9 protein-coding genes are annotated in these 13,467 nt (G+C 39.2%); 5 read left to right on the top strand and 4 right to left on the bottom strand.

Annotated features, from left to right (window positions below):
- Positions 1 to 43 precede the first annotated feature (43 nt).
- Positions 44 to 1,600, bottom strand: coding sequence for a sensor domain-containing diguanylate cyclase (locus NE535_RS07145; protein WP_261297967.1), 1,557 nt, complete (start codon positions 1,598 to 1,600; stop codon positions 44 to 46).
- A gap of 226 nt (positions 1,601 to 1,826) precedes the next feature.
- A complete protein-coding gene (locus NE535_RS07140; protein WP_261297966.1) occupies positions 1,827 to 3,977 on the bottom strand; it encodes a tetratricopeptide repeat protein in 2,151 nt (716 codons plus the stop codon).
- A gap of 375 nt (positions 3,978 to 4,352) precedes the next feature.
- On the opposite strand from NE535_RS07140, the gene NE535_RS07135 reads away from it, so the two are divergent.
- Positions 4,353 to 6,179, top strand: a complete 1,827-nt coding sequence (locus tag NE535_RS07135) for a M61 family metallopeptidase (protein WP_261297965.1) — start codon at positions 4,353 to 4,355, stop codon at positions 6,177 to 6,179.
- A gap of 146 nt (positions 6,180 to 6,325) precedes the next feature.
- Here the strand turns inward: NE535_RS07135 and NE535_RS07130 are convergent, their stop codons facing one another.
- Entirely contained in the window at positions 6,326 to 6,883 is a 558-nt protein-coding gene (locus tag NE535_RS07130) for a glutathione S-transferase family protein (protein WP_261297964.1), read from the bottom strand.
- A 37-nt stretch (positions 6,884 to 6,920) separates the two neighbouring features.
- Positions 6,921 to 7,832: a recombination-associated protein RdgC gene (gene rdgC / locus NE535_RS07125; RefSeq protein WP_261297963.1), complete on the bottom strand. Its 912-nt coding sequence runs from the start codon at positions 7,830 to 7,832 to the stop codon at positions 6,921 to 6,923.
- Between the two features lie 304 nt (positions 7,833 to 8,136).
- Between rdgC and NE535_RS07120 the strand changes: the two genes are divergently transcribed.
- The 4 genes from NE535_RS07120 (at position 8,137) to NE535_RS07105 (ending at position 12,591) form a co-directional block, all read left to right on the top strand.
- Positions 8,137 to 9,066 carry a porin gene (locus tag NE535_RS07120; RefSeq protein WP_261297962.1) on the top strand — a complete coding sequence of 310 codons (930 nt, stop codon included), beginning with the start codon at positions 8,137 to 8,139 and terminating at the stop codon, positions 9,064 to 9,066.
- Positions 9,067 to 9,296: 230 nt separating this feature from the next.
- The gene (phoB, locus tag NE535_RS07115) at positions 9,297 to 9,986 is read left to right on the top strand and encodes a phosphate regulon transcriptional regulator PhoB (protein ID WP_261297961.1); all 690 of its coding nucleotides are present in this window, start codon (positions 9,297 to 9,299) and stop codon (positions 9,984 to 9,986) included.
- 147 nt (positions 9,987 to 10,133) lie between these two features.
- Positions 10,134 to 11,432, top strand: coding sequence for a phosphate regulon sensor histidine kinase PhoR (gene phoR, locus NE535_RS07110; protein WP_261298118.1), 1,299 nt, complete (start codon positions 10,134 to 10,136; stop codon positions 11,430 to 11,432).
- 187 nt (positions 11,433 to 11,619) lie between these two features.
- The gene (locus tag NE535_RS07105; protein ID WP_261297960.1) at positions 11,620 to 12,591 is read left to right on the top strand and encodes a PstS family phosphate ABC transporter substrate-binding protein; all 972 of its coding nucleotides are present in this window, start codon (positions 11,620 to 11,622) and stop codon (positions 12,589 to 12,591) included.
- The last annotated feature ends 876 nt before the right edge of the window (positions 12,592 to 13,467 follow it).

Raw genomic sequence — 13,467 nt, 5'->3', positions numbered from 1 at the left:
TCCTTTAGACTTAAGCGTCAAGACACTTAAGCGCTTGTGCTGCTTACATGTCTATAACGACTCGGTCTCTGCCATTGTTTTTTGCTTTGTAGAGAGCAGCATCAGCTCGTTCAAATGCTTCTTCCATGGTTTCATTATCCATCACTTGCGCTGCACCTATAGATAATGTAACTGTAATTCTCTGATTTTTAAACTTAAATGGAATGTTTTTTACTTTTTCTCTCACTCGATTAAGTAACGTGGATATATGATCTTGAGTAATATCGGGTAATAGCAATACAAACTCTTCACCACCATAGCGCGCCACAAATTCACTGTCACGTAGCGAGTTTTTCAATGCCATAGCAATGACTTGTAAGGTTTTATCACCGGTACTGTGACCAAAGTTATCATTAACCGATTTGAAATGGTCAATATCCGTAACGGCAATCCATAATGGTGTTTTGAAACGGATGTGGTTGCGGTACTCTTGATCCATTCTATCTTCTAATGCTGTGCGGTTAGCCAGTTGAGTGAGTGGATCAAGTAAATTTAGCTTTTGGTGCTCGAACAGTTTTTCTTTGTAGCAATTGGCTTCTTGCGTAATGCTATTTAGCTCTTTACGCATAGATTCAATGGATTTTCGTAATAGGGTTTGTTCGCGACTTTCTAATGCTTCTTTACGAGTTAATGCATCACGAAGCGATGAAAGTTGTACCGTTAGCTGAGTTTTTAACGCTAAGATATCTTCAACATCGGTGATAATGCCACCTGCATTATCTACCCTTAAATTGATTTCTTTGTTTAATTGTAGTTTAAGCTGCTGGCTACGCTCATTATTGTTATGTGAACTATTCACGACATCACGAACAACGGTTAACGCATCGTTAAGAGCATAAAGGAAGTCTTGTGAAGCGGATTTCTCTCTAGCGATATTGTCGAGCAATAAGCTGAGAATTGTTTGATATGATTCAAGTAAAGTGTTTAAGGAAATTTCACCTAACAACACTTCTTTCATGACTAAAATTTGATCACGTTGATCTTTGCGAAATTCAATTTCAGATATTTTAACGGCTAATTCTCTTGCCAGTTGAATATGTTGCGGCAGGATGTCGTAGTCATCGGCTGAGGTAAATTGCTGTTGTAAAATTTCCTCATAAAAACCAATTAACTTTTCTACTTTAGGAATATATTCCCACACTGTATGAAATGGCTTAGCAAGATCTTTCTTAAAATAATTGATTTCTTTTTTAACTTTTTCTGGTGCAGAGTTAACCCGCTGAATTTGTCTGATCACTCTTGAAAGGCCCATTCGGCTCTCTTCAAGTTGTGTCATGGTATGGTTATATTGGCCTTTTAATATTCGTTCAATATCGACTAATTCAGGCAATGCTTCATCGATTTGCTCATAACCGTGAAGGTGGTGTCGTAATTTGGCTAATTTATTATCGAGTTCTAAATTTTGCCCTTTACAGGCTAAACTCAAATGGCCAATAAATTGGATCAAGGTTTTTAGTTTATCATTTCGATCTTTATTGATGTCATCTAAAGCTGAACGAGCAGCATGAAGCTTTTGTTTCATTAGCGTTATTTGCGATATCGCTATTTCAGAATCTTTCATAAAATGCCTTGTTGCTTGAGATAAACGTTAAGCCAAAAAAATGCGTGATGGTCATATATCGTTAACTAAATCTAAATCTAAAGCCAAATAGCCGTTGCTATTACTTATCAATAAAAACTTAGATTTAAGAAGTGTAGCAATGTTATAACAAAGCGTGTACGACGGATATCTAAAATCCATACAAAAAATGCTGTTTATGAGCATTTGCTGGATAATTGAGCAATTACTATTTAGGCCACGACCTTTCTGTAATTGCCTGATTGCTTTCCGCTTTCATTATTCCTCTTTTTAATGCTTGGGTGATATTTAGGTATAAAGGTGCACTAAAAATCGTAGCAGGAGCAAAGTTAAGGGTTTTAAGAGAAACATAGGCGCTTTTAGGTTGCGTCATGGCTGTTGCGATAGCATATTGCGCCGTTTCAAAATGGAGTTCAGCCGAGATGTTGACATCAGGGTTTGCTATAAGTGGAAGCGATAAGTGGCCGATGTAAATATCTGATTGTGCAATTGTACGATTAAAGCAGGGAATCGCGGGGTTATCTAACACCGCTTTTGCAAGGTATTTTTCTATCGCGTTTAGCAGTTCATCTGCGCCTATGTTGTGATTAAAGCAACATGCAAATTGCCCAGGTTTAATCACATAAATGTCAGCTGTGAGTATTTGGCTGAGCTCATTAATAAATTTATGGATGACGTTTGCTGCTTCCGTAAGGCCCATTTGAGTATCGCTATGGCTTAGCGCTTCAATTTTAATTAGCGCGAAAGTTGAAATGCCATCTATTTTGTCAGGGTTTAATCTTTGTAAACATGCACGTAAACCGTTTAGTTGGGTAATAGGTTCTAATAAATATTGTTTTTTATATTCTCGTTGTGCGTTAATTATTTTGCTTGAACGGCTCAAGGCTATCAGCAAAACAATGGCAATAAAAATTAACAAACTCACTAAACTGATAATGACGAAATGTTTGTTGTTAAGTTCGGTTGCCTGCTCCTTCATTTTGTTTTGTAATAAATTCAAGTCAAATTTTAACTTTTGCTCGGTCAATTCTGACGTTGCTGAAGGGGAGCTTTGTTGCTCTTCTTGTACATTGGTGAGAGCGATAATTGCGTCAACAATATTGATGGCTGAAGCCAAATCTCCCAACTGCCGATAAGCGGTAGATAAATATTTTAGCGCTTCTAATTCTTGCTCTTTTAAGTTTTTCTCTCTGGCGAGGGTTAACGCTTTATTAGCATGCTCTATTGCTTCTATCCACATAGATTGTTTTATTAAAATTTGTGCATATAAAGCCTCGTTAAACACTAAGTAATGTTTGACATTTTTAGCGGTAAAAATTGCGTTGGCTTTGGCTATAGATGTTAAAGCCGCAGGACCATTATCCAGGTTGTAATAAGCCTCGGCGAGGTTATGATGGTTGAGCCCCTGACCAATTTCATTATCTAAGCGCTCATTTACTTGCAGTGCGTTAAGGTATTGCACAATGGCTTGGTTCCATTGTTTTTGCTCAGCATAAACCATTGCTATAACCGTTAAGGCTTCGGATGTATATGAATCCTGGCCAAGAGCTTGAAAGCTGGTTGCTGCGTCGTGAGCATGTTTTAAAGCCTCATCCCACTGTTCTAAATCACGATAAGTACGGGCTAAGTTCATTTGTGCATGGGCTTTGATTCCGGGATAGCTGATGCGGTTACCTACACGGAAAGCTTCACCATAGTATTGTAATGATTTAGCATGTTCATTCCTGCGATTGTAATAGCGTCCTAATTCTAATTCAGATAATGCAATGAAGTAATCATTTCGCATTTGATAGGCTATTTCTCGGTATCGATTGAGATGGGTGAGTTGTGCAGCAGGCTGCAAAACCATTTGATAAAGACCACTTAAATGTTCATGTAAGGTAAATTTAAACAGGGTGGCCTCTTCAGACAAATCAGAGCTAACCTGATTCAGCGCTTCATTGTACTGATCAATTGCAAACACATAATCTTGAGATTTTCTGGCTTTCAGGCGAGCTTTTAGCATGACTAACACGGCTTGGTCGAGGGGCCTTGTTATCACCATTTCGAGCTGGTTGACGAGCATTTGTGCGTCATCATATTTAGTGGCTGAATGAACGTTAGACTCTAGATTGAGTCTTGCTAAAAGAATTAGTTTTTGAACCAGAAGTTCTGGTTCCATATCGAGTTTATTCGCTATTTGATCAAATTCGACATTATTTGAAAATGAGAGTGGGAATTGAATGTTTTTATTCAGCTGTTGGTATACCGTTTGCGGGACTTCTCTGAAACTGATCTCTTGCTCTTCAAGTTCATTAGCGTTCGCGCCGATGGGAGTCAATATTAAAAACAGCAAACATGAAACGATAAAATGTCGCATAAATCGTAGACCTTCTTCCTTGATGCACCGACAACGGTCGGAACTCTAAATGAGTAATAAATTGTAAACTAATGTTGTTTATTGCTGAGACTGGAGCAATAGGTTGTTATAATTTTTTTCAGAAAGCAAAATAATATCAATAAAAATCATTTATATAACAAAAAAACAACCTTGGCTCGGGTTGGAAAATGAACAGGGAAGGTTTAACTAGTTAATATTCAAGTGCTTACATATAAAATTGATTTAGCATTAATAACAATGTGAATTTAACGTAAATCGTAAGTAAACTCAATACAGTTAGCAGGTAAAGGACTGTTTGCTAGGCATTTATTATCTCGAGCTCAGGTAAACTCATCATATCAGAAGGACGTTATAGTGAAACCCATCTCTCTAGCAATCATGCTCAGTAGTGCTGTTTTTGTTGCCTGTTGGACACCAAAGGTATTAGCCGATGTTAACTACCAGATAGACTTAACTCAACCGCAACATCATTTAGCCAAAGTCGCAGTGACCTTTCCTAAAACTGATGCTAAATCGTTAACTATTAACATGCCCGTATGGCGAACCGGACGTTATGAAGTATTACCGATTGCCGATGGGGTAAGATTATTTAAAGCCACAGATAGCCAAGGAAATGAATTAGACTGGCACCGCACAGCTAGCGGAGAGTGGCAAGTCAGCTTACTTAAGCCTACCAGTGTTACCGTTAATTATCAGGTTTACGCAAACCAGTTGGGTGACCGTTTGCGTCATATCGACCGAACCCATGCTTACCTAGATGCCAGTGGTATATTTATGTATAGCCCGTCATTTAGACATGACGCGGTTAAGGTTAATTTAGCAGTCCCAGAGGAATGGAAAAGTTATTCGGGGATGAAACCTGGCACTAAGGCACATTCATTTATTGCGGATAATTATGATGTGTTAGTGGATTCACCAATTGAAACCGGTATTAATCAACATTTTGCCTTTAAAGCAGACGGACGTGATTATGAAGTGGTTTTTTGGGGGGAAGGTAATTATGACACCACTGAAATAGTCGCTGATTTAGAAAAAATCAGTTATCAAGCATCAGCTATTTGGGATGGCTATCCCTTTGAGCGATATGTTTACATGGTGCACGCGACAAGTGGCGCTCGCGGGGCGACCGAACATTTAAATTCCACGGTTATACAGCTGCCCCGTTTTAACTTTCGAGAGCGTGAAGATTATTTACGTTTTATCAGCACAGCATCACATGAGTTTATCCACACCTGGAATGTTAAAGCCTATCGTCCACAAGGCTTAGTTCCTTATGATTACCAAACTGAAAATATGACAGAGTTATTGTGGATCGCAGAAGGTTCAACTAGCTATTTTCAGCATCAGCTGCTACTGCGCGCAGGTATTATCAGTGCAAAAGAATTTTTTGATGATTTAAGCAAGCGTATCACCAGCAATCAACATAACCCTGGGCGTGAAATTCAATCCATTGCCGAAGCCAGTTTAGGCCAGTGGAGTAGTACTTGGGGGGATTATGCGGTTAACCATAGCGTTAATATTTACTCTGAAGGCTACATGACCTCTTTAGCCTTAGACTTTGATTTACTTTCACAAACTCAACTAAATCATTCATATCGTGATGTTCATAAAAAGCTTTATCAAGATTTTAAAATCCCTTTAGGATATAGCGTTGACGATGTGAAGAATATTTTGAAAGGATTAACGGGTAAAGATTATCAAGCATGGTGGCAACAACATGTGAGTTCACCTGTGACATTAGATTTTGATGCCATGCTATTGCTAGCGGGTTTACAAGTGGGTTATGACCAAGAAGCAAAAAACTTAGTTGATGCCGGTTTAACGCTTACCGGTTCGCATAATGATTTAACCATTGCCAATGTACGTAGGGAAGGTCCAGCATGGCAAGCAGGAGTGAATGCTGGAGATGAGATTATTGCGGTTAACGGATTGAAAGTGACGGCTTCGGGATGGGGTAAACGTTTAGCTGATTTTAAAGCAGGAGATACAATTGAATTGACCTTGTTTAATAATGATCAGCTCGCCAAACGCACTATCACCTTAGCAGAGCAACCCAAAGGTGAGCAAAAAATCTCCCCTGTTGAGTCAGTAACCGCTGAGCAAAAAGCTTTCCTGAAGGCGTGGATAGGCATTGACTGGCCGTTTGATAGTGATGGGGAATTTATCAAACCCGCAAAGTAATTCAATCCAAAATGGACTAAAACATTGTCGATAAATTTACCTGGTTAACTTTATTGAGATTCAAAATATAACATGCCCATCAACAAGTTGATGGGCATGTTTGTTTGGCAGCGTCAATTTACAGGGTGAGTTTTTGTGCCGGCCAATTATTGTGGAGGCTTAGTGGCTGCAAAAGGCGGATAAGTGGCTATTCCAGCTAAAAATCGCTGCAAATTAGGACAATTTGCAATATTAATACGTTGACGAAATAATCCCCAATCTAAATAGCAGGCTAACCGTAATTCAGCATCACTATAGGGCGCTGAATCGCTTAACGTCAGCTGTTCAAATTGCGCAAGACTTGACATTATTCGAGCGGCTTGTCGCTGGGTATAAGCCACATTGTGAATATCGACGCCATCTTTTTCTAAAAAGAACAGGTTTACAGTGCTATCAAGCGCGGTATTAACCATACAAAAGATATCAAGTTCTGCCGGTGAAGCTAAATAATCCTGGCCCGCTTGTTGACGAATGTAGAATAGAATCGCACTTGAATCTGTTAAGAAAGTGTCATTGTCCTGCAAAAAAGGCACTCGCTTTGTCGGCGAATGCATCGCACTGCTGGCTTGATCTGTTTCAACAAACTCAAACACTTGGCCAGAACTCATCAAAGCCATACGGCAATGGCGTACAAAAGGCGAGGTGTAGCTACCATAAAGTTTCATTCTGACTCCTGCTATCTATGTTATTTCGTTACTAAGCTTAAATACTTTGTTCCATCGGCCCAAAAGCACCATGTAATGCCTGAATGAATGCGATAAGTTCACTGCCCATTAAGGCAAAGTCGGCATCTAAACGTGCCATTGGATCTTCATTACCGACATCATCGTTACCGGCTCTAAATTCTTCGGAGAATTTAATCCGCTTTATGCTGGCATCAGATTGCATGACAAATGCAATTGACTGAGCAAAGTGCAATGCCAGTTTATGTACTTGTTTGCCGGTTGCTAAATGCGCAAGCACTTCGTCTTCCTGTAAAACCTGTTGTTTGAAGCGAACAATCCCTCCCTCGTCTGAGTCTGACTTTAGCTCTGCTTCATCTTGCATTTCAAACGGCAATGAGGCTGCACCGGCTTGAAGCCATTCAGTGAGAGTTTGTTCGATTGGCTTAGCATAACTTAACGGAATAACAGGTAAACTGCCCAGTGCTTTACGTAACAGGGCTAGCAATTCCTCGGCTTTAGTTGCACTTGAGCTGTCGACTAAGATCATTTCTAGTTCTGGCAAAATTAATGCGCGCGTTTGACTACGACGAGAAAAAGCCCGTGGTAGTAATGTTGTGGTGATGTCATCTTTCATGGCATCTTTTTCTTTCTTGGTGACGTTACGGTTTTCTTGCGCTTCAATTTCAGCCACTTTTTCATCTAATGCTTCTTTAATGACCTGGCCAGGTAAGATTTTCTCTTCTTTAGTGACACAAATTAAGTGACGGTTTTCGGCGCTGTGTACTAAAGATTGACCTTTTTTTCCTAAAGCGTTGGAGAAGCCAAATTTGCTGATGTCTTGACTGGTACAAGGAGAAAATGTGAAGTCGGCTAAAGCTTGTTCAAGCGTTTCAGTGTCGGTTGAAAACGGTTTATTGAAACGATACAAGGTGAGATTTTTAAACCACATAAAAAGACACTCATTAATAAATAAATTAGTTGGCCAAGCAGTTTACGGCATCTTTATGGTTGGGTAAACAGCGGTTTTTGTTGAAATTGCATTGTAGGAATGAGGTTTAATAAAAATGTCACATTTCTCCATTTAGATTTATTTGTTGTTATTTTTCAATGACTAATAGTTTATTGATGTCATTTAAGTATAGGTTGTTTAGGCTTTGCTTATTTATTGCAATATTTCTGAAACATTTCCAAGGCAAAATCCGCCCCGTTCCAAACAACAAACACATGACGAAATGAAACGTCGAAAGGATGAAATGATGAACTTATTTGCTAAAAATTTACTGGCTTGTGCTGTATCAGCTGCAACAATTTCAACTGCTTACGCGGCAGACCCATTGCAGGTTTATGGTAAATTGAATGTATCTGCACAATATAATGATGTAGCCGATGAGTCAGAAACGACAATTCAAAGTAATGCATCACGTTTTGGTGTAAAGGGTGATTTTGACCTAGGCAATGATCTTCAAGCTTTCTATACCATCGAATACGAAGTCGATACCGGCGATGCTGAAAAAGAAAACTTTAAAGCGCGTAATCAGTTTGTGGGTTTAAAAGGTAACTTTGGTCTAGTCTCTGTGGGACGTAACGACACAATGTTAAAAGTTTCTCAAGGTAAAGTTGATCAATTCAATGACTTAGCTGGCGATATGAAAAATGTGTTTAAAGGTGAAAACCGTATGGCACAAACCGCAACGTATATGACGCCTATGTTTGGTGATTTTCAAGTTGGGGTTACTTATGTTGCAGACGGTGATTCTGATCAAAATGCTGAAAACGGTGTGAGTATGGCTGCCACCTATGGTGATGCTGATTTAAAACAAACGCCAGTATATGCAGCCATTGCCTATGATTCGAAAGTAAAAGGCTATGACACTGGCCGTGCAACAATACAAGGTAAGATTGTTGGTTTTGTATTAGGTGGTATGTACCAGCAGCAAGAAAAAGTCGATTCGGGTATTACTGATAACGGTTATTTATTGAGTGCGGCATACGGTATTAATGACATAACCCTAAAAGGCCAATATCAAGATATGGATAACAAAGGTGATTCATGGTCTGTAGGCGCTGATTATAAGTTAGCTAAGCCAACAAAACTGTTCGCTTTCTACACGACCAATACTTGGTATGACTCAGGTGATGTGGATGATTCATACATAGGTTTAGGTTTAGAACATAAGTTTTAAATTTTTACGGGTAAATAAAAAAGGAGCTGTGGCTCCTTTTTTGCTTTATAGATGAAAATGTTTTAGGGGTTATTGCTCTGTTTTTAAATCTAATTCAGTTTATGCATGTTATTTAGCCAAGCAATTGAAGTAGTTTATCAATTAATATGGTTAAATATCGCTAGGATCATAATTCTGTAATAAAACTGACCAATAATAGTCATCGTGGCAAATTACTGATAGAAGCGAATATGACAGCAAGGATATTAATTGTAGAAGATGAATCAGCCATCCGTGAGATGCTGACATTTGTGATGGATCAACACGGGTTTACAACCGCTGCAGCTGAAGATTTTGATTCCGCAATCGAATTATTAGCGGAACCTTATCCTGATTTAATTTTGTTAGATTGGATGTTCCCTGGTGGGAGTGGTATTCAATTAGCTAAACGGCTAAAGCAAGACGAGTTTACTCGGCAGATCCCCATTATCATGCTAACAGCTCGTGGTGAAGAAGAAGATAAAGTCAAAGGCTTAGAAGTTGGCGCTGATGATTACATTACTAAACCTTTCTCCCCTAAAGAGCTGGTTGCACGTATCAAAGCAGTATTACGCCGTAGTGCACCAACACGCTTAGAAGAAACCATTGATGTGCAAGGTCTGCAGCTTGACCCTGTGAGTCATCGAGTTTCAGTTGGCGATGCCGTGCTGGATATGGGGCCGACTGAATTTAGACTATTACACTTTTTTATGACCCACCCTGAACGTGTTTATAGCCGTGAGCAGCTATTAGATAATGTATGGGGCACTAACGTTTACGTTGAAGATCGCACTGTCGATGTACACATTCGTCGCTTACGGAAAGCGGTTGAGCAAGGCGGTTATGATAAATTAATTCAAACGGTTCGTGGCTCGGGTTACAGATTTTCTACTAGAATGTAGAAAGTCTTTGTCCATTCAAAATGCTGAGATGTTTGCAGTGTTAATTAATGGTAATCTAGCCAATTAACGGTGAAGTCACACTGTGTGGCAGTATTAAGCATTCAATTGAATGGATTAATGACTGCTATGCAACCATTTAGGTAACAAATATTGAACTCATATTCAGGTTATCGCCTGCTTTTTCGCCTTGGGGTGATGGTATTGTTATTGGTGCTGGTGGGCTGGGTAGTCGATCAGATTACATTAACCGTATTGCTTGGCTTGGCGGGTTTACTGTTTTGGCATTATCGTCAATTAGCTAGACTCAATTACTGGTTGTGGAAAGATAAAAAACTCACACCTCCACAGGGAAGAGGCAGCTGGGAAAGCATCTTTAATGGTATTTATCGGCTGCAAGGTAAAAATCGACGACGCGTCGGCCAGTTAGCTGCTTTACTGGGACGCTTTAGACAAGGAGCTGAAGCATTACCTGATGCGGCTGTGGTGTTAGATTCAGAGCATAATATTTTATGGTGTAACAAGCTTGCACAGTTGATCTTAGGATTTGTGTGGCCACAAGATAACGGCCAACGGATTGATAATTTAATACGTCACCCAGACTTTTCGGCTTATTTACGTAAAAACAAATATTTTGAACCCTTAGAAATTCCTTCCCCAGTCTCTGAAAGACGTTTGCTCGAAATTCGTTTAATGCCTTATGGCGACAGGCAATTATTATTAATTGCGCGAGACATTACGCGAATTCATCAACTAGAGAGCATGCGCAAAGACTTTGTTGCCAATGTCTCCCATGAGCTAAAAACGCCGCTGACGGTATTGCAAGGTTATTTAGAGATCATGCAAAGCATGGAGGATGAAGCCTCACCCAATCAAAAACCATTACACTTAATGCAGCAACAAACCAGCCGTATGCAATCTATGGTGGAACAATTACTGGCGTTATCACGCATTGAAGCGGGGGCTAATGTCGATTTGTCTAACACCATTGATATGAATATGATGTTTAGCCAATTAAAAATAGAAGCAAATGCTCTTGCCGCGGAACAATATACCCTCGAGTTTTTCTGTGAATCAAAATTAAATATCCATGGTGATGAATTACAGCTAAGAAGTGCCTGTTCAAATTTAATTTCCAACGCTATTCGCTATACCTCTCCTGGTGGCAAGATCACGATAAAATGGCAAAGTGTTGCTAGTGGCGCTAAATTTTCTGTTTCTGACACCGGTGTGGGTATTGCGCCGCAGCATATCAATCGATTAACTGAACGCTTTTATCGTGTGGATAATGCCCGTTCAAGTAAAACTGGTGGTAGTGGTTTAGGTTTAGCTATTGTTAAACATGCCCTAAGTCATCATCACAGTGAATTAACGGTCATTAGCGAGCTTGGAAAAGGCAGTACCTTTAGTTTTATTATTCCAACTCATTTACTTGAGCGAAAAATCTAAGCGTTCTTAGATGTTAAATGCCGTCTGTTGACGGCATTTTTGTTTCTATGGCAAAAATAAGTCAAAAATATAGCAAATATATTTCCGCTGTCACCGAACTGTCACATTAGAGTCATAGACTTGTCATCATTGAAGTTGATACTGACTGCGTTTTAAAAACTTAGTACGCTTAATTTGGAGCAATACAATGAAACTGAAAAAACTTGTCGGCGCAATAACCTTAACAGCCGCTGGTGTGTTCTCGGCAGCATCAATGGCTGCAATTGATCAAACTTTACCTGTATATGAAAAAACAAGTGGTGTTTCTGGTAACTTGTCTTCTGTTGGTTCAGATACGTTAGCCAATATGATGACGTTATGGGCTGAAGAATTTAAGCATATCTATCCTAACGTAAATATCCAAATTCAAGCTGCAGGCTCTTCAACTGCGCCTCCAGCATTAACTGAAGGAACTTCACAGTTTGGCCCAATGAGCCGAAAAATGAAGCCAAACGAAGTTGAATCATTTGAAAAACACTTCGGTTACCAGCCAACCGCGATTCGCGTTGCTATTGATGCATTAGCAGTATTTGTTCACAAAGATAACCCAATTAAAGGGTTAAGCATCGAACAAATTGATGGTATTTTCTCTTCTACCAATAAATGTGGTGGTAAGCAAGTTGAACGTTGGGGCGATTTAGGCCTAGATGGCAACTGGGCTGCAAAAGACGTTCAATTGTATGGTCGTAACTCAGTATCAGGTACATACGGATACTTTAAAGAGAAAGCCCTGTGTAAAGGTGACTTCCGTGCTAACGTAAACGAGCAACCTGGTTCAGCGTCAGTTGTACAGTCAGTATCACAGGGCCTAAATGCTATTGGTTACTCTGGTATCGGTTATAAAACAGCAGGTGTTAAAGCGGTAGCTGTGTCGAAGAAAGGTGATAACTTTATTGATGCGACAGCTGCAAATGCGGCAAACGGTACGTATCCACTTTCTCGTTACTTGTATGTGTATATCAACAAGCATCCTAACAAAGATTTATCACCAATGGATCGCGAGTTCATCCGTTACATACTGTCTAAGCAAGGTCAGCAAATTGTTGAAAAAGATGGTTATGTGCCATTACCTAGCTCAGTGATTGCCAAAGATTTAGAAAAAGCCGGTATTCGTCTTTAAGCTAAATTGAACTTGACTAAAAAGACCTCTTTATGAGGTCTTTTTTATGGGTGAAATTTAGGATAAAAAAAAGCAACCTACTTGAGGTTGCGCGTACTGCAATTTGCAATATGGTGATAGGGGAAACACTATCGAATAGGGGAATGATGATGAACATAAACTTTTAACAAAGTAGCTTAAAATTCGGTTCATATAATCAGAGTCGCTTTGTTTGAATAAGTTCCGCAGCGCAGTAAAAAAATTCCAAATATCGATATTATTCTCATTCTCCTTTTCTGAGATGCCAAATCACAGGTAAAAAAAAGCAACCTGGTTAAGGTTGCTATCACTGCAATATGCAATTCATTTGATAGGTAAAAACACTATCGAAGGGGAGATGATGATGAACATAACATTTCAACAAAGTAGCTTAAAAAATTCGGTTCATATAATCAGAGTCCGTTTGTTTGTATAAGTTCCGCAGCGCAGTAAAAAATTCCAAATATCGATATTATTCTCATTCTCCTTTTCTGAGATGCCAAATCACAGGTAAAAAAAAGCAACCTGGTTAAGGTTGCTATCACTGCAATATGCAATTCATTTGATAGGCAAAAACACTATCGAAGGGGAGATGATGAACATAACATTTCAACAAAATAGCTTAAAAAATTCGGTTCATATAATCAGAGTCGCTTTGTTTGAATAAGTTCCGCAGCGCAGTAAAAAATTCAAAATATCGCTATTATTTTCATTCCCCTTTTCTGAGATGCCAAATCACAGGCAAAAAAAAGCAACCTGGTTAAGGTTGCTATCACTGCAATATGCAATTCATTTGATAGGCATAAACACTATCTAAGGGAGGATGATGATGAACATAACATTTCAACAAAGTAGCTT

This window comes from Shewanella holmiensis (assembly GCF_025370255.1).
GTDB classification, from domain to species: Bacteria; Pseudomonadota; Gammaproteobacteria; order Enterobacterales; family Shewanellaceae; genus Shewanella; species Shewanella holmiensis.
The sequence above is the reverse complement of the archived record's forward strand: the minus strand, read 5'-3'. Positions and strand labels throughout refer to the sequence as shown.

Bases quoted from the DNA above. Each gene is read 5' to 3' on its own strand.
- NE535_RS07145 (WP_261297967.1), bottom strand. From the start codon at position 1,600: ATGAAAGATTCTGAAATAGCGATATCGCAAATAACGCTAATGAAACAA.
- NE535_RS07140 (WP_261297966.1), bottom strand. From the start codon at position 3,977: ATGCGACATTTTATCGTTTCATGTTTGCTGTTTTTAATATTGACTCCC.
- NE535_RS07130 (WP_261297964.1), bottom strand. From the start codon at position 6,883: ATGAAACTTTATGGTAGCTACACCTCGCCTTTTGTACGCCATTGCCGT.
- rdgC (WP_261297963.1), bottom strand. From the start codon at position 7,832: ATGTGGTTTAAAAATCTCACCTTGTATCGTTTCAATAAACCGTTTTCA.
- NE535_RS07120 (WP_261297962.1), top strand. From the start codon at position 8,137: ATGATGAACTTATTTGCTAAAAATTTACTGGCTTGTGCTGTATCAGCT.
- phoB (WP_261297961.1), top strand. From the start codon at position 9,297: ATGACAGCAAGGATATTAATTGTAGAAGATGAATCAGCCATCCGTGAG.
- NE535_RS07105 (WP_261297960.1), top strand. From the start codon at position 11,620: ATGAAACTGAAAAAACTTGTCGGCGCAATAACCTTAACAGCCGCTGGT.